Below are 21,120 nucleotides of genomic sequence, written 5' to 3'. Positions count from 1 at the left end.
TATGCAGGTAGAGGTTTCGGGCGTCATTGACTGACCGGTAAAAGTACGAACGATTTCCTTTGTTGTACCTTTGTGTTGCAAACCGGCCGGCAATCCATGACCGGCCCGGTTTATGCCAGTTACCTATGAATTTTCTTTCTGCAGAAAACTTAACCAAGACATACGGCGACCGTACGCTTTTCCGGAATCTGACGTTCGGCGTCAACCGGGGCGACAAGGTAGCCATCGTGGGTGCCAACGGATCGGGAAAAACGACGCTGTTGTCTATTCTGGCCGGTGCCATGCCGCCCGATGCGGGTGTGGTCAGCCAGCGCAAGGACATTACAGTCGGCTACCTCGATCAGCAACCCGAGTTCAATAACGCCCTGACGGTGATGGAAGCCGTGCTGGCGGGCGAGAGCGCCCAGCTCGACGCGGTTCGGGCGTACGAACAGGCCCTGGCTACCGACGATCATGCAGCGCTGGAACGGGCCATGGTCCAGATGGAAAAGCTCGAAGCCTGGGATTACGAGTCGCAGATCCGGCAGATGCTGGGTGAGCTGGGTATTCAGGACGTTACCCAGCCGGTCAGTTCGCTGTCGGGCGGGCAGCGCAAACGGGTCGCGCTGGCCCGGGTGCTTATTCAGGCGCCCGACCTGCTCATTCTCGACGAGCCTACCAACCACCTCGACCTCGAAGCCATCGAGTACCTCGAAAATCACCTCAATACCAACAACGGTACGCTGCTGATGGTCTCCCACGACCGGTACTTCCTGGATCGGGTTTGTAACCAGATTGCCGAACTGGACGGCGGGCAGCTATACACCTACAAAGGCAACTACGCCTACTTTCTGGAGAAAAAAGACGAGCGCGAAACCGCAGCTGCTTCAGAGCTGGCCAAAGATCGGAACACGTTCAGGCGAGAACTCGAATGGATGCGCCGGCAGCCCAAAGCCCGGGGCACTAAAGCGCAGTATCGGATCGATGCCTTTGAAGACCTCAAAGAAAAAACCAGCGGCAAACGCAACGACGGCGAACTGGATCTGAACCTGCGGATGACCCGCTTGGGCAGCAAAATTCTGGAGGTAGAAAACCTGAGCAAACGCTTTGGCGACAAGGTGCTGCTCGATCATTTCAACTATACCTTCAAGCGGCTCGACCGGGTAGGGCTGATCGGCAAAAATGGCATGGGTAAAACCACGCTGATGAACATGCTGACCGGTCAGCTCCGGCCCGATTCGGGGAAGATTACCACCGGCGGCACCGTTAAGTTCGGTTACTACACCCAGAATGAGCTCGATTTGCCTGAAAATCAGCGCGTCATCGACGTCGTGCAGGACGTGGCCGAGGTCATGAAGCTGGCCAACGGCGATACCGTTACGGCTACGCAGCTGCTGAGCCGGTTTCTGTTCGACCGCTCCAAGCAGTACGATTTTGTGGCTAAGCTGAGCGGGGGCGAAAAACGGCGACTGCAGCTGTTGTTGGTGTTGGTACAGAACCCTAACTTCCTGATCCTCGACGAGCCTACCAACGACCTCGACATCACAACGCTGAACGTGCTGGAAGATTTCCTGCTCAACTTTGCGGGTTGTGTGCTGATCGTGACCCACGATCGCTATTTCATGGATCGACTCGTTGATCACGTTTTTGTGCTGGAAGGAGAAGGTAAAGTCCGCGATTATCCCGGCAACTATACCGATTACCGCGAATGGCGCGATTCGCAGCCCAAAACGACTGCCGCGTCACCGCAGGCTAAACCGGCTGCTAACGGGGCGAAGAACCAAACGGCTACCGGTGTGGTTTCTCAGCCAATGGCTCCTGCCAGCGCACCGGCTGCCAAACGGAAGCCGTCGTATAAAGAACTACGCGAATACGAAGCGCTGGAGAAAGAAATCGAATCGCTGGAGCAACGAAAAAGCGAGGTGCTGGGTCTACTCAACGCGGGTGGGCATCACGAACAGCTAACCGCCTGGGCCCGCGAGATCGAACAGCTCGATCTGGCCATTGCCGACAAGTCAGACCGCTGGCTTGAGTTAGCCGAATATATGTAGAACGGACGTCCAGTCTGCGCCATGAACCAAATCGTCGAATTTTTTCAGTATCTGCTCAACTCCGAAGAAATTATCCGCACGGGTGGTCTGGTGCTGATTACGCTGATCATTTTTGTGGAGAACGGTATCTTCTTCGGGTTTTTTCTGCCGGGCGATTACCTGCTGTTTCTGTCGGGAGTATTTGCGGGTACCCGCCTGCTCGACGTGCCGCTCTGGTTGCTGTTGGCTTGTATTTTCGGAGCGGCCGTGCTGGGCTCGCTGCTCGGCTACGGGACCGGACACTTCTTCGGTGCCCGGCTGCAAAACCGGCCCGATTCACTGTTTTTCAAGAAACAATACATCGAAGATACCCGCAAGGCGTTTGAGAAATACGGGACCAGTGCGCTGATCGTAGCCCGGTTTCTGCCCGTCGTGCGCACGTTTGCCCCACTGCTGGCCGGTCTGATCCATATGGATTTCCGGTTCTTTATGCTCTACAACATCATTGGCGGGGCCGTATGGGTCGTTACGCTGGTGGGCGGAGGCTATTTCTTCGGCGAACGCTTCCCGTGGATTGTCGACTACGTACACTGGATCATTATCTTCTTCCTCGCTGTTACAACCTTCACCGTGGTGCGGGGTTACCTTAATGCCCGACGCGAAAGACGGGCCGAAAACGTGTAGCTACTGCCGATAATGAATGACGTGCTCGTATGACAGGATCTTGTGGTCGGCGGTCAGGAGAGGTATGTTCTTGACTCGTGATGTAGCTACTATCGGCTGATCAGCTGGGTCATTTTGCGGAGCCAAATGAATCTTTATAACGAATCGGCTGACCGCGCAGCGGAAAACGTTCGTTGACCTGCACCTGCCTGTCGGCGTCCAGAATGATAACCTCAACGCGCTTTCCTTTCGATAAAGGTAAGTTTCGTATAATCAGGCTATTATTCTGATCTACCTGCGTGCGAATTCTGATTGCGTTCATAACTCAGACCTTTGTGGCATTGTACAAACACAAGCAATTGAGCGCGCCTGGGAAACACGCTCAATTGCTTACTATGGGCATCGGGATGACGCGGCTTAGTTCCGTAGCGGTTTGCCGCCGGTCAGCAGGCTCTGGATGCGTTCGAGGGTCTTTTTCTCGCCGGTCAGCGACAGGAAGGCTTCGCGCTCCAGATCGAGCAGATATTGCTCCGATACGTTCTGTGGCGCACTTAGGTCGCCCCCGCAGATGACGTAAGCCAGCTTGTCGGCAATCTTCATGTCGTGATCCGAGATGTATTTACCCATGCGCATAGCCGTCAGACCCGCTTTAAAGAGTGCAATGCCTGTTTTGCCCTGCACACGAATGTCGGTGCGTGGTTTAGGCTGGGTGTATCCATTGTCGGCTAGCTCGATGGCGGCCTGCTTGGCTTCGGCAATCAGCCGGCTGCGGTTCAGCACAATCTGATCGGTCGGGCGGAGGTAGTTCATCTCGCGGGCTTCCTGGGCCGAAGTCGACACCTTCGCCGTGGCAATGTTCATGAACACGTTCTGCACGATGTTCAGCTCCGGGTCACCGGTCTGAATGAGATCTGACGCCCGGGCGGCCATTTCTTTGGTACCACCACCGGCCGGAATCAGGCCAACCCCGACTTCGACCAGACCAATGTAACTTTCGGCATGGGCCACAACGCGGTCGGCGTGTAAGACGGCTTCGCAGCCTCCGCCCAGCGTGAGCGTATGGGGCGCTACCACGACCGGGATAGACGAGTACCGCAGTCGGGTAATGAGTTGCTGAAACTGCGCAATCATCAGGTTGACCTCGTCAAATTCCTGCTCAACGGCAAACATGAACAGCGTACCGAGGTTGGCACCCGCCGAAAAAGCTTCGGTCGAGTCGTTGCCGACAACCAGGCCCCGGAAATCTTTCTCGGCCAGTGTAATGCCTTTCATCAGGGCTTCGGATACTTCCTGACCAAAGGTGTTCATCTTAGACCGGAACTCCACATTCAGAATACCATCGCCAAGGTCGATGATGTTGGCGCCCGCGTTTTTCCAGACAATATTGTTGCTGAGGTTTTCGAGAATCGTAAAGGCTTCGGTACCGGGAATGGCTTTGTAGGCTTTGGTCGGAATGTCGTAATACATCCGCTTCCCGTTATCTACCTTGTAGAACTGCTCAATACCGGTATCCAGCATGTCGTAGACCCACTGCGCTGGTTTCTTACCCTGTGCTTCGATGATTTCGACGCCTTTGCGAACGCCAATGGCGTCCCAGGTTTCGAACAGACCCATCTGCCAGCCGAAGCCGGTCGTGATGGCCGCATCGATCCGGTACAGTTCGTCCGAAATTTCGGGGATGCGGTGGGTGGCATAGGCGAATCCGTCGGCAAAGGTTCGGCGGTAAAACTCGCCTGCTTTGTCGGTACCAGCCAGCAGCACCGGAAAGCGTTTGCGCAGGTTGTCGATCGCTTTTGTGCTATCGAGCGTCGTAAAGCGCACCTTCTCCGATGGTTTATACTCGAACGATCTCAGGTCGAGGGCCAGAATCTGGGTCTGCCCTTTGTCGTCTTTTGTCTTTTTATAATACCCCTGCCCCGTTTTGTCGCCGAGCCATTTATTCTCCATCAGCTTCTGAACCGAGGCTGGCAGTTCGAAACTGGCCCGCGACTCGTCATAGTCCAATTTCACGAGGTTACCGGCCACGTTGACGGTGGTGTCGAGGCCAACCACGTCTGAAAGCCGGAACGTACCCGACTTGGGTCGCCCAACTACCGGACCGGTGAGTTTATCGACTTCTTCGACGGTTAGTCCCATGTCTTCGGCCACCCGAATGGTCTGAATCAGCGACTGAATACCGAGTCGGTTGGCAATGAAGCCGGGCGTATCTTTACAGAGAACCGTTGTTTTGCCGAGATACAGATCGCCGTAGTTCATCAGGAAATCGATAACGGCCGGGTCGGTATCGGGGCCCGGAATAACTTCGAGCAGGCGCAGGTAGCGGGGCGGGTTGAAGAAGTGAGTACCCGCAAAATGGCGACGGAAATCGTCGCTCCGGCCTTCGGTCAGCAGGTGCATCGGAATACCGGAGGTGTTGGACGTAATCAGGGTGCCGGGCTTCCGGTACTGCTCCACGCGCTCGTAGATCGAGCGTTTGATGTCGAGCCGCTCAACAACCACTTCAATTACCCAGTCGTAGGCGCTGATCTCTTTCAGGTTGTCATCGAAATTGCCCAGCTTGATCCGTTGGGCAAATTTAGGACTATACAGCGAAGCCGGGCTGGCTTTCAGCATGGTCTGAAAAGCGTCCGTAACAATCCGGTTACGAACAGCGGGGCTGTCGGTAGTGAGGCCTTTAGCCTGTTCGGCTGCATTCGGTTCTTTCGGAACCATATCCAGCAGCAAAACATCGGCACCAATATTGGCGAAGTGGGCCGCAATACGTGACCCCATAATACCTGACCCCAGCACCGCTACGCGCCGGATGGTTCTATTCTTGGTGGTGGTTGCTTTGGGTTTTTCCAGGGTTGTTTCCATGGTTCTGGTTGATGAAGACAGGCCGCTGCCCGGCGGTGCCAGTCAGGCATTTCGTGACAATAGCCTGTCTTTTTCGGTTTTTAGGTTCTTACTCCAGGGTTAACTCTTCCGCTTCGTTGGCTTTGATTTTGGCGTTTTCTTCCTCAACAATCCGGTTGATGTCTTTCATAACCTCGAAAAACAGCACGAGTTTGTCGAGTGGAATACGTTCACGAATCATATTGTTGAACTGAATAACGCCTTCGCGGGCGGTTTCCCGTTTGGCGCGGCCCTCTTCGGTCAGAAAGATGCGAACAAACCGTTTGTCGTTACCGTCGACCTCGCGCCGAATCCAGCCGCGTTCTTCGAGGCTTTTCAGCATTCGAACCAGCGAACGGGGTTCCATACCAAGCAGCGGCCCGATTTTGGTGGCCGGCGTACCTTCGTCGAGGTCAATATTGAGCAGGACGTAGCCAATGGCCATCGTCATGTCATAGCGGGCTGCGTAGGCGTTGTACATGCGCGAAATGGCATGCCACCCCCATTTGATGTGAAAATCAACGGTTTTCTCCTTCTTCATAGCTGGCGTCGTCCTGTTCACGTTCTGTGATGTAAAGCTACTATTTTTTCGATAAATGGTATGCATGCATACGGTTTTATCACAAAAGCAACGCGGCCGGTTTTCCCGTAGTGTTATTGACAAGCGATACCGGCTATAGGAGAAGTCGACAGAGGGTAATCTATACCATGTTTTCACGGTCGCCCCGGCTAAACCACAAACCGACGGCCGAAAGCACCGAGAAAATAACGAACAGGCTGTTGTTCAGATTCCAGTATGAATCGAAAGTGGCGTCGTCGACCTGGCTGGGGTCGAACAGGAATTCGATGAAGAGGCTGACAAAGAAGGTGCCCGTGGCGTAGATCAGCAGACCGGAGCTAAACCAGAACATGGTATGCTTCAGGATGTGCTTGATCCGCAGGTCCTGAATAATTTTATTGAAGTAGGAGAGGGAGAGGCCGATGGCAAAAAAGCGGAACGCGAGCAGGTTCATGAATGAAACGCGTTCATTATTATACGTCAGCACGATGACGCCGATGGCCAGAGCGCAGCTGTATATAATAAGTTGCCTGGGTAGGCGATTCGAGAAGCAGTTGTAATAAATCAGCGCAATAAACAGGGTAGAAAAAAAGGCATCGGCGTTCTGAACGTACAGGTTACTGGTTACGCGGTAGGTATGATAGAGCGAAAGCGAATCTTTACAGAAGAAGAAAATAAACAGGAGCCAGATATAACGCCGAACGACAGAATGGTAGCGAAAAGTTAGTATTCCTATAAAAATAGGAAGGCCACTGGACAAGTGAGATACGAAATCGAGGGGGTATTTCTCTGCTAATTCCAGTAGCCTTTCCATCCTATATATGCTTATTGACCGCAATGACGAGGGCAGGTATGACCATCGCCCAGCGTCTCGTCGTCACCGTCTCCCGGCATATCTTTCAGACCTGAACGACTGGCCCGGATAGGCATATCGTGGCCACTGGCGTCGACACCGGATAAAAGTACGCGGGGAATCAGCTGTCCCTGGCCGGGTTCGGTCGGGTTGCCGTCGGCATCTTCCCAGCGTTTGGCGTGGTGAACGCGCAACCCTACGCAGCCGGGCTGTTTGAGCAGATGCATAACCTGGTTGATTCCGAAATACTCGGAGCGGGTGTATTCGTCGGGTTTCAGGCCAACAGATACTTTACGGTCGCGGTAGGCGCCCGTCATGGTTTTGGTTTCGCGGGCGTTCAGAAAACGGCCGGCATCTTTAGTAAAAACGGACATATACAGAAAAAGGAAAAGAAGTAAACGAGACGGACTGCATCCGGCTAGCAGTTGCAGCGCGCCACGAACATACGACGTCTTATCGCATTTATACAAGCGGACTTACTATACTATAAAGTAGTTATAGCTTACTAGTCAGTCTTTTAACTTAGTTTCTGACTCATTAATACGTAGAAATACGCAGTAGAATACGGGGTTATGCTGTATTGTTGGGGCTACCTAAAAAGCCGGGTTTTCGCGCTAGACCAGTTGCTGATGCGGTTCTACCTTTGTTGTGTAACAGGGAGCAATCACTGAAACGAATTTGCCGCTTCGGCGGTCCGAATATCTCATAGGTTAGGTTAATGAAAACGCCGGAGCAGATGCCCCGGCGCTTTTTTTGTGGCCAGCAGGTTGTGTTTGTGCCAGGCTTACTTCAGCAGGTTCAGCAAATACTGCCCGTAGCCGCTCTTGACGAGTGGTTTGGCAATTTCGGTCAGCTGCTCGGCTGTGATAAACTTCATCCGGTAGGCAATCTCTTCAGGGCAGCCAATTTTCAGGCCCTGGCGCTCTTCGATGACGTGGACAAACTGACCCGCCTGAATCAGCGACTCGAACGTACCGGTATCGAGCCAGGCCGTGCCGCGGTCCAGTACGCCTACTTTAAGTTTGCCGCGCTCCAGGTAAACTCGGTTCACGTCAGTAATTTCGAGCTCGCCCCGGGGTGATGGTTTTATATTTTTGGCAATGGTAACGACTTCGTTGTCGTAGAAGTACAAACCCGGCACGGCATAGTTCGACTTGGGATTCTCCGGCTTCTCCTCGATTGATAATACGTTGAAATCATCATCGAACTCAACGACGCCGTAACGCTCGGGATCGTGAACCTGGTAGGCATACACCACGCCCCCGTCAGGATCGTTGTTGGCCTGGAGGAGCTTGGACAGGCCCGACCCGTAAAAGATGTTGTCGCCCAGTACCAGCGCTACCTTGTCATCGCCGATAAACTCTTCGCCAATGATAAACGCCTGCGCCAGGCCATCGGGACTGGGCTGTACCGCATAGCTGAACCGGCACCCCAGCCGGGCGCCGTCGCCCAGCAGCTTCTCGAAGTGGGGCAGGTCGTGGGGCGTCGAAATGATCAGGATATCGCGAATACCCGCCAGCATCAGAATGGAGAGGGGGTAGTAAATCATGGGCTTGTCATAAACAGGCATAAGCTGTTTACTGACGGCCAGAGTAAGCGGATGGAGTCGGGTGCCTGACCCACCGGCAAGGATAATACCTTTCATTGGTTAGCGAGCGAAAGAGTGAGAGAACGGAAGCGGGGGAGTTGGGCTGCCCCCGTTGTCCCATCCGTTTATCGGTTTGCGTACATGCTTTCGTAATACTTCTGGTAATTACCCGACGTTACGTTGTCGAGCCACTCCTGGTTTTCGAGGAACCAGTCAACCGTTTTTTCGAGTCCCTGCTCGAACTGGAGTGACGGCTGCCAGCCCAGCTCGTTCATGATCTTATGGGCATCGATGGCGTAGCGGAGGTCGTGGCCGGCGCGGTCGGTAACGTAAGTGATCAGCTGAGCCGAGGTGCCTTTGGGCCGACCCAGCTTACGGTCCATAATCTCGCACAGCAGGTGAACGAGGTCGATGTTTTTCCACTCGTTGAAGCCCCCGATGTTGTAGGTCTCGCCCAGGCGGCCGTTGTGAAATACCGCATCGATGGCGCGGGCGTGGTCAACTACGAATAGCCAGTCCCGAACGTTCTCGCCTTTGCCGTAGACTGGCAGCGGTTTGTTGGTCTGGATGTTGTGAATCATGAGCGGAATCAGCTTCTCCGGAAAATGATTCGGACCGTAGTTGTTGGAGCAGTTGCTGAGCACAACCGGCAGTTTATAGGTGTTGCCATAAGCGCGAACGAAGTGATCCGAAGCGGCCTTGGAAGCCGAATAAGGCGACTGCGGGTCGTAGGCGGTTTCCTCGGTGAAGAACTCGTCGGGGTTGTGCAGCGAGCCGTATACCTCATCGGTCGAGACGTGGTAGAACCGCTTGCCGTCGAAACCCGAAGCACCGGCTGCCCAGGTATTTTTGGCCGCGTTGAGCAGGTTTACCGTACCCACCACGTTGGTCATGACAAACGACATAGGGTCGGTAATGGACCGGTCTACGTGCGACTCCGCTGCGAGGTGGATAACGCCATCGAACGCCAGCTCGGCGAACATATCGTCGATAAATTTGGCGTCGGTAATATCGCCCTTGATGAAGGTATAGTTCGGGGCGTGTTCGATGTCTGACAGGTTGGCCAGGTTACCGGCGTAGGTCAGTTTGTCGAGGTTATAAATCTGATACTCCGGGTATTTGGTAACAAACAGCCGGACTACGTGCGATCCGATAAAGCCGGCCCCGCCGGTGATAAGAAGTTTCATGGTTGTTATATTCGATTTGCCGTATCGGGCGTTCAGACTGGCAGCCGGTATTGCCAGCCCGTCTGAACGCCCGTAACCAACTAAGATAAACTGAGTTTTTCCTGCCAGCGCCAGGCATCGCGCAGCGACTCGGCCAGGGTGCGGCTGGCGGTCCAGCCCAGTTCGCGACTGGCTTTCGTTACATCGGCGTACACCTGTTCTACATCACCGGCCCGGCGAGGCCCCATGGTGTAATTAAGCTTCACGCCTGTTTCCTGCTCAAACGTATTGATGATGGTCAGAACCGTTTCGCCCCGGCCGGTGCCGATGTTGATCACGTCGTAGCTGGCCTCGATTTCGGCGTCGTTGAGTTTTTTGAGCGCCTGAACGTGGGCCTCGGCCAGATCCATCACGTGAATATAGTCGCGGATACAGGTGCCGTCGGGGGTGTTGTAATCGCTGCCATATACGGTCAGGCTCTGGCGTATACCGGCGGCCGTTTGCGTAATAAACGGAACCAGGTTAGCCGGCACACCCAGCGGCAGTTCGCCGATCTGGGCCGAGGGGTGCGCCCCAACGGGGTTGAAATACCGCAGCGCCAGGGCCCGAATCGGCACCTGCGCGTTTACGGTGTCGCGGATGATGTCTTCACTGATGGCTTTAGTGTTGCCGTAGGGCGACTGAGCCGGTAGCCGGGGGGTTTCTTCGGTTACCGGAAGCTGCTCGGGCTGACCATAAACGGTGCAGGACGATGAAAAAACCAGGTTCTGCACGCCGTAGGCCGGCATCAGTTCGAGCAGCAGCATCAGCGAGTCGAGGTTGTTGCGGTAGTACTTCAGCGGCTGCTGAACCGACTCGCCAACCGCTTTATAGGCCGCGAAGTGAATAACTCCACGTAACTCTTCTTTCTCGAAGATCTCGGTCATAGCTGCCCGGTCGTTACAGTCGACCGAGTAGCAGGTCACGTCGCGGTTCAGAATGGCGCGTAGCCCATCAAGAGCCGATTGCTGGGAGTTGGAGAAGTTGTCGACAATAACCGGTTCGAAACCGGCTTCGACCAACGAAACGACCGTATGGGAGCCAATAAAACCGGCCCCGCCCGTCACTAAAATTCTGGGTGCCCTGCCTGTAGGTATCAAACCGTTTTTTATAAAAATTTTGTTATTATTTTACTAAGGCGGCTCATTGAGCGCAACAAAAGTAGTATATTCGGTAGGTTTCCAAAAGCAGTATTTATCGTGGGGTCACCCAGTCAAGTTGCTGAAACGTATGAATGATAACCAATTAAAAGCCCTCATTTCTCTTTTAGACGACGAAGACCAGGAAGTGGTTGAGCACGTCGAGCAGCAAATCCGGCAAATGGGCGGGAAAATGATTCCGCTGTTGGAAACCGAGTGGGAGGGCAGCTTTAACCCGGCTCTTCAGAAACGCATCGAAGAAATTATCCACGATCTGCAATACGAGTCGGTGCTGGAACGGATGCGCGACTGGAAAAACGGCGGAGCCATGGACCTGCTCGAAGGGCTCTGGATCGTGGCCACCTACCAGTATCCCGACCTCTCGCTCGATAAACTGAAGCAGGAGGTTGAGCAGCTTTATTACGACGTCTGGATCGACTTCAAGCCCGACATGCACCCCGATGAGCAGGTGCGGGCTATCAATAATGCGTTTTTTACCAAGCTGAAGTTTGCGCCCAACACCAAGCATTTTCACTCGCCGGCCAACTCCATGATTAACCAGGTGCTCGAAACGCGCCGGGGCAATCCGATTACGCTGTGTGTGCTCTATATGCTCATTGCCAAGCGGCTCAACATGCCGATCTACGGCGTGAACCTGCCTAATCTGTTTGTGCTGACCTATAAACACAATGGTGTCCAGTTCTACATCAACGTGTTCAACCGGGGGCTGGTGTTCACCAAAAAAGACATCGATCAGTATATCGACCAGCTCAACATCAAACGACTCGATACGTTTTATCAACCCTGCACCAATGCCGATATCGTTCGGCGGGTGCTGCGGAATCTGACGCTGGCCTTCGAAAAAAATGGCGATACCGAACGGGTAGAAGAAGTAGAGCGGATTCTGGAAACCGTTAAGGATGACGGCGACGGCCTGCCCCTCTCCGACTATACGCAACGGTGATACAGAATGGATATAGGGTAATGGATAATGAAAAATGAGGTAGCTCTGGGTTTCATTATCCATTTTTTATTTAGAACGCTACGGCCAGCAGGCCGGGACCAATGCGGAAACAGCGAATCGTCAGTTGCTCTTCGTGGTCCGGTAACCGCACATGGCCCGTCAGCTGCTCGGCGCCGTCGGCGAAGGGGTCAATGAGTAAATGCTGACGGAAGGTCAGCTGCCGCTTCCCGTACAGTTTATACAAGCTCTCTTTCGCACACCAGTATACGGCCAGCCGGGCTGCGTTACCGGCGGCATGATGAATCTCGGCGGCTGACAGGATGCGTGGCACGACCCGGGTAAACTTGTCGCGCATGGGTTCAATGTCGATGCCTACGGGCCGGGTTCGGTGCAGTACAGCGGCAGCCCAGCCGCCGGTATGTGAAATCGATATGTGCCAGGCTGAGCCGACCAGGTGCGGTTTGCCATACTCATCTTTCTGCAAACCTGCATAGGTCCAGCCTTCTGCTTCGACCAGCTGCCGAACCGCCACCCGGCAGGCCAGCCACTCTACCCGTTGTTCGGGGTGCGTAATCCGCGCCAGCTCATCCTCTTCGCCGGTCGTCAGGGTAAGGCGCTGGCGGAGGGCTGACTCCGTGTCAGAAATGGGTTGCAGCACCGCCGTACAGTCGGGTGTGATGCTGAGAAAGGTTGGCGAAGGCATCAATAATGTTGAATTTTGACTACCGACCCGCGAAAAACGGTGCGCCCTTCGTGGCACTTTAGTCGCCTGTCGGTGTTCAGTGTTCAATATTCGGTATTCTTTTTCATGCTCGTACAAAAAATTGACACCTTCGGTGGGCACCGCGATAGTGTTTATACGCTCGAACAAGGCCTGACGCCCGAGCAGTTCTTCTCATCGGGGGGCGATGGGCAGGTGGTGCGCTGGCAACTCGACCGGCCCGACCGGGGCGAGCTGGTCGCTACGGTGCCGGCTTCGGTCTACGCGTTGGGATTGCATCGCGATAGTGGTTTGCTGTGGGTGGGCCAGAACTACGACGGTGTACACCTGATCGATGTGCTGCAGAAACGGGAAATGGCATCCCTCAAACTGACCTCATCCGCTATTTTCGATATCAAGTTCTACCGCAACGATGCGTTCGTAGCCCTGGGCGATGGCGTGGTTGTGGTACTCGATGCAAAGGAAGTAGCCGTAAAGAAGCACTTGAAAGCGTCTGATATGGCGGCCCGCTGTATAGCCGTCAATCCGGTTGAGCGGGAGGTCGCCGTAGGGTACAGCGACCACAGCGTCCGTATTTTTGACCTGGGTACCTACGAGCTGAAGCGGGTCATACCGGCCCATACCAACTCGGTCTTCGCGCTGCTGTACGCGCCGGATTTCCGGCACCTGATCTCGGCCGGGCGCGATGCTCATCTAAAAGTGTGGGATGTTGAAGCCAGTTACGCTCTGCATCAGGACGTGGTCGCTCATCTGTTCGCCATCAATCACCTGACATATTCGCCGGATGGCACCTTATTTGCTACGGCGAGCATGGATAAGTCGATCAAGATATGGGATGCGGCCACCTACAAACTGCTGAAAGTGGTCGATCGCGCCCGGCATGCGGGGCATGGCACCTCGGTGAACAAATTGCTCTGGACCGATAGTAACCGTCAGTTGCTGTCGGCGAGTGATGACAGAACCATTTCGGTCTGGTCGTTGACCTGAAAAGCCAGTAAGTAGACCAGTAGCATGGTTTTCTACCCGTAATTTTGTTAAATCCACAGAATGGACGTTACTTCACCCTCAACCGGTATGTCTGTAAATACCTAAACCGAAGCGCACCGATGAAAATCACAGCCATCGAAATTCGCCAGCACACATTTGAACGGGTGTTACGCGGCTATAAACCCGAAGATGTTGACGCATTTTTAGTGTCGCTCTCGCAGGAGTGGGAGCGTGTCACGGGCGAATATAAAATGTTGAAGATGCAGCTTGAACTGGCCGAGAAAGAGCTGGGCAAGCTGAAAGAGGTAGAGATGACGCTGTTTCGGACTCTGAAAACGGCAGAAGATACCAGTGCTCAGATTACTGATCAGGCCAATAAGGCCGCTGAACAGTATGTGTCGGAGGCTCGCCAGAAGGCCGACGAGATGCTGGCCGAAGCCCGTAAACGCTCCGCCCTGATGGTACAGGATGCCGAAAACCAGGCTCGCTACCTGAAAGATAACATCCTGAACGATCTGAAAGCCATGGAGAGCGACTTCAAGGCGCTGGAGAACTACAAAGAGAACCTGGCCGTTCAGATACGGTCGCTGGCCAGTCATGCCGTTGAGAGCGTTGACCGCTTCGAGAAGAAGTTTGCCAAACAGAACCTGAAGGGTAAAATTGACGAGGTAGCCACGCAGATTACAGCCGATATCGAAGCGCGCGATGCCCAGCCCGTGGCTGAACTCCCGGCCCCCGCTGCCGAACCCGACCCGGCTGAGCTGCCCCCGCTGGTCGAGCGCGAAACCGCCGTTCCGGAAGCGATCCCGGTCGATGAGGAGCTGGTTGCCAAACTGGATGAAGCCATAGAGCAGGGATCAGAGTCACACCATACGCCCGAACCAACGGCAGACGAAACACCGGTTGCCGAACTTCCCGAACCGGCTGCCATTCCCGAACCGGCTGCCATTCCCGAACCCATACCTGCTCCAGTTGCCGATGCTCAGCAGCCGCCTGTGGCTGAACCGGCTGAGCTTAGGGAGAAACCCACTGAAGTAGCGGTTGCGACTGAGCCGAAGAAAAGCGGTTCGTTCTTTGACCAGATTTAATGAGAGCCGGCTCAACAGACAGCCGGTATCTACTCGCGTTATTTATGGGAACTATAGCCCTGGAAGGCCTCGAGTTTTTTTCGTACCACGGCTTCTACGACGAAGAACAAAAGATTGGTAACAAATACGCCGTCGATATTGTAGTCACCGCCGACTTCTCCGAAGCGGCCCGTCGTGACCGGCTCAGCGCTACCGTCAATTACGAAGCCCTCTACCGCATTACGGCCAACGTTATGCAGCGGCCCGCCCGCCTGCTCGAACACCTGGCCCACAGCATCATTGCCGACATTCGCCAGCAGTATCCGGATGTCGACTCGGTCGAGGTCAGTGTCTCTAAATTCAATCCGCCCATCGGGGGCGTGTGCCACCGGGCCCGCATCACGCTCAGAGAATAGGGCCTGAAACGAAGAATGGTTAATGTAGCATGCCAAGCCTGGGGCTTCCTGCATGTACTACATTAACCATTCTTCGTATTCTCTGGGGCTGACCTTATATGGCCTGCTGCAAACCGGCAAACGAAATAGCCATGTGCGAGGCATCATATACGCACTGCCCGTTGCGGATCAGCAGAACCTGGGGCGACTCGTGTTCGACACCAAATTCGTGCTCTATCTTGTTCGAGATGGGGCGGTTAGCCAGCAAATCCAGATAATATGGCTTTACGCCGAGTTGTTCGTTCCAATTGCGTTCCATACGGCTGAGCGCCATAGCACTGATGGAACAGGTTGTGCTATGTTTGAAAATCAGCACAGGATGCTGCGCCGACTCTTCTTTAATGTCAGCGAGTTGAGCGTCGCTAGTGAGTTTATTCCAGTTCATTGTACCAACACTGATTCTGTTAGCACAAAAGTAAATTACAGCGTAAAAAGTTCGTTTATTCCTCAGGCGAATAGCGTAGCTTTTCTGCCATTTCCGACGATACGGCATCGGCATAGGGGCCATAGGCGTCGACCAGCGTGCCTTTTTTGCCGGTCTCTGTTTCCTCGATAGCGTACAGTACGGTTGAGTCGCCGGGGTCGGTCATGCCCTCGAAGCGGTACACATCTACGATATCGAAGTCCGCCGGTCGCATCTCTATGCCGTCCTGCTGGCATTTGAGACAGTCTGACTTCAGGTTGTAGTCTCGGGTAAAGCCTTGCTGGCGGAGGGCGTCAAGGGCTTCGGTCAGGGTGTCGTACGTTTGCATGCGCGTAGTCGTTAGTTCTCTGGGCGGGTCATCCTCGTTGGATGATGTACCTTTACGCAGTCATTAACCAACCACGTATCGGCTTGTTTTCCCGAGTATACAACACTGGCTTATCTGCCTATAAAACGTTGCTACGGCTGGTAGCGCCGTTCAACCCCAAAGCCCGGCAATGGCTCACGGGCCAGCAGGATTTGCTGTCACATATTGCCCGTAGCCTGGCCAGCGAGTCGGCAGCCGGTCCGGTAAAGCCACTGGCTTGGTTTCATGCGGCTTCGCTGGGTGAGTTTGAGCAGGGCCGCCCGGTTATCGAAGCCTTTCGACAGGCGTACCCAGACTACCGGATCCTGCTGACGTTTTTTTCGCCATCGGGCTATGAGGTGCGGAAAAACTACGACGGCGCCGACTACGTCTTTTACCTGCCACTCGATACAGGCCGGCAGGCGCGGGCGTTTGTGGCGCTGACACAGCCCCGTATTGCCTTCTTCATCAAGTACGAATTCTGGGCCAATTACCTGCAAACGCTGAAAGCAGCTGGGGTGCCTACCGTCCTGTTTTCGGCCATTTTTCGGCCTGATCAGCTTTTTTTTAAACCTTACGGCGGCTTTTACCGCAATCTGCTCACCTGTTTCGATCATATTCTGGTACAGAACCAGGAGTCGGTCGAGCTACTGCAGGGGATTGGTGTGCAGTACGTGAGCCGAGCTGGCGACACCCGGTTCGATCGGGTAGCGCAGGTGGCGGCTGGCAAGAAAGCAATTCCGGTGGCGCAGGCGTTCAGGCAGGAGCAGCCGGTGCTGGTTGTTGGGAGTGCGTGGCAGGCCGACATGGATGTGCTGATTCCGTTTCTGAACCAGTTCGACAAGCCGCTCAAAGTGATCATCGCCCCCCACGAAATAAACGCCGAAGCCATTGAACAATGGCGCGGTCAAATCCGGAAGCGATCGGTTCGGTTTTCGCAGACAAACGAAACCGACGTGGTAACGGCCGATGTCCTGTTTATCGATAATATCGGCATGCTTACCTCGCTTTATCAGTATGGCGAGTTTGCCTTCATTGGTGGGGCCTTCCGGCAGGGGTTACACAACATTCTGGAAGCCGCCACCTTTGGGATGCCGATCTTTTTCGGGCCGGTTTACGGCAAGTTTCAGGAGGCCGTTGACCTGGTCGAAGCGGGGGGCGCTTTTCCGGTTACCAATGTAGCTGAGCTGACGGCGGCCTTCGACCGGCAGTATGCCGATCCCACCGCAGCCGCTGCCATCAGTCGGGCGTATGTACAGCGGAACGTTGGCGCAACGAGGCAGGTTATGCAGGTGGTTCACACGCTATTACCCCATTAATATGCTCTCGAAATTGCTGCTCATTCTGGGCATTCTGCTGGTTACGTTTATTGTGCTGGCCCTGGTGGTCGGTTATGTCATTTCGGCGCCCCGCTATACCGGGCCCATCAGTGACCATTTTGATGGCAAGGCGTTTTTTACGCCGGGTGCGCCATCGCCCAAAGGCCTCCGCGAGGTGATTGGCTGGCAGCTGAACCACGAACGAACCCAGCCCTGGGGCGATCACCATACCGAAAAGCCCGGCCCACCACCGCCCGCCCGCGTAGACGGAGCGGCTGTACGAACGACGTTTATCAACCATTCAACGGTACTGCTTCAGTTCGACGGCCTGAACGTTTTGACCGACCCCATCTACGACGAGCGGGTCAGTCCGTTCCAGTTTGCCGGTCCGAAGCGCAACCGCCCGCCTGGTATTCGGTTCGACGACCTGCCCAAAATCGATGTGTTGCTGCTGAGCCATAACCACTGGGACCATCTGGAGATTGGCACGGTGCAGAAACTCTGTGCCCGTGATCAGCCCAAAGTTTTTTGTCCGCTGGGCGTAAAAGCGTTTCTTGAACAGCACGGGTGCCGCAACGTAACCGAACTCGACTGGCGGCAGTCGGCCCCGATCACCGACAGTACAACCCTTCATTGCGTACCGGCTCAGCACTTCTCCGGGCGGGGTATCTTTGACCGCAATGCTACGCTGTGGGCTGGCTACGTGATTGACAGCAAAGCTGCCGGTAAACTGTACTTTGCCGGCGATTCGGGCTACGGACCGCATTTTCGGGCCATTGGCGAGCAGTTCGGGCCGGTGCGGCTGGCGCTGATTCCGATCGGAGCCTACAAACCCAACTGGTTTATGTCGCCCGTTCACTGTAACCCGGCCGAAGCCGTACAGATCCATCAGGATGTCCGGTCAGCCCAGAGTGTGGCCATTCACTTCGGCACGTTCCCCCTCGCCGACGATGGTGAATCGGAGCCTGTTGATGATCTGCAGCGGGCACTGAGCCAGCACAACATACCATCGGACCGGTTCAGGGCGTTGAAAGCAGGAGAAGCCGTCACGTTTTAAACGTAGAGACGCGATACTTCGCGTCTTATAAGCGTCAGCAACGAATCATCCGGACTACGCGTCCCGGACTACGCGTCTCGATGCGGACACGGACCACGGTGGTGGATCGGAGCGTCGACCGTACAAACCACTTGGTCAGGTCGTCTGGTGATCAGGGCGATTAACGAATATTAACTTTTTTTACAACCCTTCGCCACACAGTAGGGTCTACAAGCGTAGTAATTTTTGTCTGTCTGTTAATTTATTTTCATGCGTACTATTCAAATAGCACTGTTCAGTCTCCTGGTAATGGGTGGGCTGGTTTCGTGTAATCAAAGCGCGGTTGATCCGTTAGAGGCTGAGTCGGAAGCGTTCAGCAAGAACATCGACGATATCAAATCGTACGCAACGACCAAAGGACTGTCGCTGTCAACGACGGCATCCGGGTTACATTATGTCATTACGGCACCCGCCAGTGCTACCGCTAAGCAGCCGGTCATTGGCGAAGAGATCGAGTTTACCTATGTACAATACATCCTGCAGTCGCCGACCAGCGGTACGGGCGTAGTTACCGATAAAGTAGTTGATACTACCTATGCGACCAAATCGGTGTACTACCCGTTTGTTGACAACTCGTTACTGTCTGGCTTACAGGAAGGTATTCTGCTGATGCGCGAAGGGGCGTCGGCTACGCTGCTCATGCCCGCCCGGCTGGCGTATGGGTCACAGGGCTCGGTTAGCGGTACCATTCCGGCCAATACGCCGGTTCGGTTCGACGTGAAGCTGAAACGGTCGCGTTCCGAAGATCAGCAGATCAGCGAATACATCACCCGTACCAACCTGGGCACGCCGGAGGTGACGTCGAGCGGATTACGGTTCATCCGGACCAGTTCGCCTACCTCAACCACGTACGCGCCCGGTGCTACGCTGGCCGTTCGGTATAACGGTCGGTTGCTGCGGAGCGTGGCTGCGTTCGATAGCACATCGGGAACAACCACGCGTGATTTTACGCTCGGTAACTCGTCCATTATCAAAGGTTTTGAAGAAGGCCTGGCGAAGTTGAAGGTAGGCGAGAAAGCGACTCTTATTTTCCCGTCGTCGCTGGGCTACGGTGCTGCTGGTCGGGCCGCGAATGGCGTTTACGTCATACCGCCCGGAGCGCCCCTCCGCTTTGATGTCGAAGTGGTGTCAGTCCGGTAATTTTGCGCTTCGTTTTCCCGTTCTTTGCGGCCCATGTTTCTGCATGGGCCGCTTTTTTTATGAAGATACGTCAAACCCTGGAGCATGGGCCGGTGCGGGGCTATCGGTTTGGGTACTCGCCGGTTCGCTGGATGCGGGCGGTGCCGGTCTGGTGTTATTACCTGGATGGTCTGCTGATCGATACGGCCCAGCACCATATGCAGCGGGAGGTGTTACAGACGTTTGCCCGCCAGCCCATCGACCAGATTGCACTGACCCATTTTCACGAAGATCACTCGGGCAACGCAGCTGCGCTGCGCCAGCATCATAACTGCCCCGTACTGGCCGGTTCGCTCACGGCCGAACGGGTTGCCCAACCGTTTTCGCTGCTGCCGTACGAGCGGTTCTGGTTCGGCCAGATCGATGCATGTCCGGGCGTAGTACCGTTTCCGGCTCTGTTTCGTACGGGGGCGTATGCGTTACAGCCGATCCCGACCTTTGGCCATTCTGACGATCATCATGTGCTGCTGGAACCGAACGAAGGTTGGCTGTTTGCCGGCGATTTCTACATTGGCAACCTGAAGATTTTCCGCCGGGGCGAAAATATCTACCAGATGATCAACTCAACGCGGCAGGTGCTTGGCTACGACTTCGACACGCTCTTTTGCGGACACAACCCGGTGCTGACCAACGGCCGCCGGGCGGTTGAACAGAAACTCCACTACCTCGAAACCCTGGTGGAGCGGGTGCTGATGGCCTACCGGCGGGGTGTGCGCGGGGCAGCCCTGCTGAGGGCCGCCGGCCTGCGAGAAACGTGGTGGCTACGGGCGTTTACCTCCAACGATGTAAGCGCCTATTACCTGATCCAGTCGATCCTGACTGATGCTGAAAAACCGCTGTAGCACTGACCGCGTCTGCTTATTTCGGCGCCATCCGGATTGCACCGTCCAGCCGGATCACTTCGCCGTTTAGCATTGGGTTTTCGAGTATGCTTTTGACCAGCATGCCGTATTCGGCCGGGCGACCCAGCCGCGACGGAAACGGTACCTGCTGACCCAGCGACAGCCGCGCTTCTTCGGGCAGACCCAGGAGGAGGGGCGTTTCGAACAGGCCCGGCGCAATGGTCATCACCCGAATGCCGGAGCGGGCCAGGTCGCGGGCTATGGGTAAGGTCATCCCCACAATTCCGCCTTTCGACGCCGAGTAAGCGGCCTGCCCCATCTGCCCGTCGTAGGCGGCTACCGACGCTGTGTTAATGATGACGCCCCGCTCTCCTTCGGCATTGGGCTCGTTCTGTTCTATGGCCAGGGCCGACAGCCGGATAACGTTGAACGTGCCGATGAGGTTGATGGCAATCGTTTTCTGAAACACGGCCAGCGAATGGGCACCATAAACGCCGTCTACTTTCCCCAGCGTTTTACGGGCTTCGACAATACCCGCGCAGTTGACGTTGATATGCAGCCCGCCGAAGGTCTCAATAGCGAGGTTGATGGCCGTCTGCACATCGGTTTCACTGGTAACGTCGGTTTTCTGAAACCGGGCAGTATCGCCCAGCTCATCGGCCAGGGCTTTGCCGCGCTCTTCGTTGAGATCTACGATAATAACGTTGGCGCCGTTGGCTGCCAGCATCCGGACCGTAGCTTCGCCCAGACCAGAAGCGCCCCCCGTAACGAGCGCCGTCGCGTGTTGTATCGTCATGTTAGGTATGTTGATTTGTATTGACTGTGGTTTA

22 protein-coding genes are annotated in these 21,120 nt (G+C 55.0%); 10 read left to right on the top strand and 12 right to left on the bottom strand.

The annotated features are described in order from the left end of the window. The first annotated feature begins 125 nt into the window (after positions 1-125). Together FBR45_RS23460 and FBR45_RS23455 are read left to right on the top strand one after the other, a co-directional pair. Entirely contained in the window at positions 126-2,030 is a 1,905-nt protein-coding gene (locus FBR45_RS23460; protein ID WP_138506906.1) for an ABC-F family ATP-binding cassette domain-containing protein, read from the top strand. A 21-nt stretch (positions 2,031-2,051) separates the two neighbouring features. Further along, a complete protein-coding gene (locus FBR45_RS23455; RefSeq protein WP_138506904.1) occupies positions 2,052-2,693 on the top strand; it encodes a DedA family protein in 642 nt (213 codons plus the stop codon). 109 nt (positions 2,694-2,802) lie between these two features. Here the strand turns inward: FBR45_RS23455 and FBR45_RS23445 are convergent, their stop codons facing one another. The 8 genes from FBR45_RS23445 to galE all read right to left on the bottom strand — a co-directional run bounded on the left by FBR45_RS23445 (position 2,803) and on the right by galE (position 10,851). After that, positions 2,803-2,994, bottom strand: coding sequence for a hypothetical protein (locus FBR45_RS23445; protein WP_138506902.1), 192 nt, complete (start codon positions 2,992-2,994; stop codon positions 2,803-2,805). Between the two features lie 95 nt (positions 2,995-3,089). Next, entirely contained in the window at positions 3,090-5,528 is a 2,439-nt protein-coding gene (locus FBR45_RS23440; RefSeq protein WP_138506900.1) for a 3-hydroxyacyl-CoA dehydrogenase/enoyl-CoA hydratase family protein, read from the bottom strand. Between the two features lie 88 nt (positions 5,529-5,616). Further along, positions 5,617-6,087 (bottom strand): MarR family winged helix-turn-helix transcriptional regulator, encoded by a 471-nt coding sequence (locus tag FBR45_RS23435; protein WP_077922568.1) that lies wholly within the window; start codon positions 6,085-6,087, stop codon positions 5,617-5,619. A gap of 160 nt (positions 6,088-6,247) precedes the next feature. Beyond that, positions 6,248-6,919, bottom strand: coding sequence for a hypothetical protein (locus FBR45_RS23430; protein ID WP_138506898.1), 672 nt, complete (start codon positions 6,917-6,919; stop codon positions 6,248-6,250). Between the two features lie 11 nt (positions 6,920-6,930). Next, positions 6,931-7,332 carry a hypothetical protein gene (locus FBR45_RS23425; protein WP_138506896.1) on the bottom strand — a complete coding sequence of 134 codons (402 nt, stop codon included), beginning with the start codon at positions 7,330-7,332 and terminating at the stop codon, positions 6,931-6,933. Positions 7,333-7,742: 410 nt separating this feature from the next. Further along, complete coding sequence (gene rfbA, locus FBR45_RS23420) at positions 7,743-8,603, bottom strand: glucose-1-phosphate thymidylyltransferase RfbA (protein ID WP_138506894.1); 861 nt, start codon at positions 8,601-8,603, stop codon at positions 7,743-7,745. Between the two features lie 68 nt (positions 8,604-8,671). Beyond that, entirely contained in the window at positions 8,672-9,733 is a 1,062-nt protein-coding gene (rfbB, locus tag FBR45_RS23415; protein WP_138506892.1) for a dTDP-glucose 4,6-dehydratase, read from the bottom strand. Between the two features lie 80 nt (positions 9,734-9,813). After that, on the bottom strand, positions 9,814-10,851 hold the full coding sequence (galE, locus tag FBR45_RS23410) for a UDP-glucose 4-epimerase GalE (protein WP_138506890.1): 1,038 nt from the start codon (positions 10,849-10,851) through the stop codon (positions 9,814-9,816). Between the two features lie 130 nt (positions 10,852-10,981). Here galE and FBR45_RS23405 point away from each other — a divergent pair, with 130 nt between their 5' ends. Next, on the top strand, positions 10,982-11,854 hold the full coding sequence (locus tag FBR45_RS23405; RefSeq protein ID WP_077922561.1) for a transglutaminase-like domain-containing protein: 873 nt from the start codon (positions 10,982-10,984) through the stop codon (positions 11,852-11,854). A gap of 70 nt (positions 11,855-11,924) precedes the next feature. Here FBR45_RS23405 and FBR45_RS23400 read toward each other — a convergent pair whose 3' ends face one another. Continuing rightward, positions 11,925-12,557 carry a 4'-phosphopantetheinyl transferase family protein gene (locus tag FBR45_RS23400; protein ID WP_138506888.1) on the bottom strand — a complete coding sequence of 211 codons (633 nt, stop codon included), beginning with the start codon at positions 12,555-12,557 and terminating at the stop codon, positions 11,925-11,927. A gap of 105 nt (positions 12,558-12,662) precedes the next feature. Between FBR45_RS23400 and FBR45_RS23395 the strand changes: the two genes are divergently transcribed. The 3 genes from FBR45_RS23395 (at position 12,663) to folB (ending at position 15,045) form a co-directional block, all read left to right on the top strand. Beyond that, positions 12,663-13,562 carry a WD40 repeat domain-containing protein gene (locus tag FBR45_RS23395; protein WP_138506886.1) on the top strand — a complete coding sequence of 300 codons (900 nt, stop codon included), beginning with the start codon at positions 12,663-12,665 and terminating at the stop codon, positions 13,560-13,562. A gap of 119 nt (positions 13,563-13,681) precedes the next feature. Beyond that, the gene (locus tag FBR45_RS23390; RefSeq protein WP_138506884.1) at positions 13,682-14,650 is read left to right on the top strand and encodes a DivIVA domain-containing protein; all 969 of its coding nucleotides are present in this window, start codon (positions 13,682-13,684) and stop codon (positions 14,648-14,650) included. A gap of 44 nt (positions 14,651-14,694) precedes the next feature. Continuing rightward, a complete protein-coding gene (gene folB / locus FBR45_RS23385) occupies positions 14,695-15,045 on the top strand; it encodes a dihydroneopterin aldolase (RefSeq protein WP_138506882.1) in 351 nt (116 codons plus the stop codon). A gap of 94 nt (positions 15,046-15,139) precedes the next feature. On the opposite strand, the gene ytxJ is transcribed toward folB, so the two are convergent. Beyond that, a complete protein-coding gene (gene ytxJ / locus FBR45_RS23380) occupies positions 15,140-15,469 on the bottom strand; it encodes a bacillithiol system redox-active protein YtxJ (protein ID WP_129602753.1) in 330 nt (109 codons plus the stop codon). Between the two features lie 55 nt (positions 15,470-15,524). Beyond that, a complete protein-coding gene (locus FBR45_RS23375) occupies positions 15,525-15,836 on the bottom strand; it encodes a phosphoribosylpyrophosphate synthetase (protein ID WP_138506880.1) in 312 nt (103 codons plus the stop codon). A gap of 83 nt (positions 15,837-15,919) precedes the next feature. On the opposite strand from FBR45_RS23375, the gene FBR45_RS23370 reads away from it, so the two are divergent. From FBR45_RS23370 to FBR45_RS23355, 4 genes are all read left to right on the top strand, one after another. Beyond that, positions 15,920-17,173 carry a 3-deoxy-D-manno-octulosonic acid transferase gene (locus FBR45_RS23370; protein WP_138506878.1) on the top strand — a complete coding sequence of 418 codons (1,254 nt, stop codon included), beginning with the start codon at positions 15,920-15,922 and terminating at the stop codon, positions 17,171-17,173. A 1-nt stretch (position 17,174) separates the two neighbouring features. Beyond that, a complete protein-coding gene (locus FBR45_RS23365; RefSeq protein ID WP_138506876.1) occupies positions 17,175-18,230 on the top strand; it encodes an MBL fold metallo-hydrolase in 1,056 nt (351 codons plus the stop codon). A 249-nt stretch (positions 18,231-18,479) separates the two neighbouring features. Beyond that, positions 18,480-19,409, top strand: coding sequence for an FKBP-type peptidyl-prolyl cis-trans isomerase (locus tag FBR45_RS23360; protein ID WP_138506874.1), 930 nt, complete (start codon positions 18,480-18,482; stop codon positions 19,407-19,409). A gap of 59 nt (positions 19,410-19,468) precedes the next feature. Next, a complete protein-coding gene (locus tag FBR45_RS23355) occupies positions 19,469-20,290 on the top strand; it encodes an MBL fold metallo-hydrolase (RefSeq protein ID WP_138506872.1) in 822 nt (273 codons plus the stop codon). Positions 20,291-20,306: 16 nt separating this feature from the next. Here FBR45_RS23355 and FBR45_RS23350 read toward each other — a convergent pair whose 3' ends face one another. Then, entirely contained in the window at positions 20,307-21,086 is a 780-nt protein-coding gene (locus tag FBR45_RS23350) for a 3-hydroxyacyl-CoA dehydrogenase (RefSeq protein ID WP_138506870.1), read from the bottom strand. Positions 21,087-21,120: the final 34 nt, after the last annotated feature.

The sequence above is a fragment of the Spirosoma lacussanchae genome (assembly GCF_005870035.1).
In the GTDB taxonomy this organism is placed as follows: Bacteria; Bacteroidota; Bacteroidia; order Cytophagales; family Spirosomataceae; genus Spirosoma; species Spirosoma lacussanchae.
The sequence above is the reverse complement of the archived record's forward strand: the minus strand, read 5'-3'. Positions and strand labels throughout refer to the sequence as shown.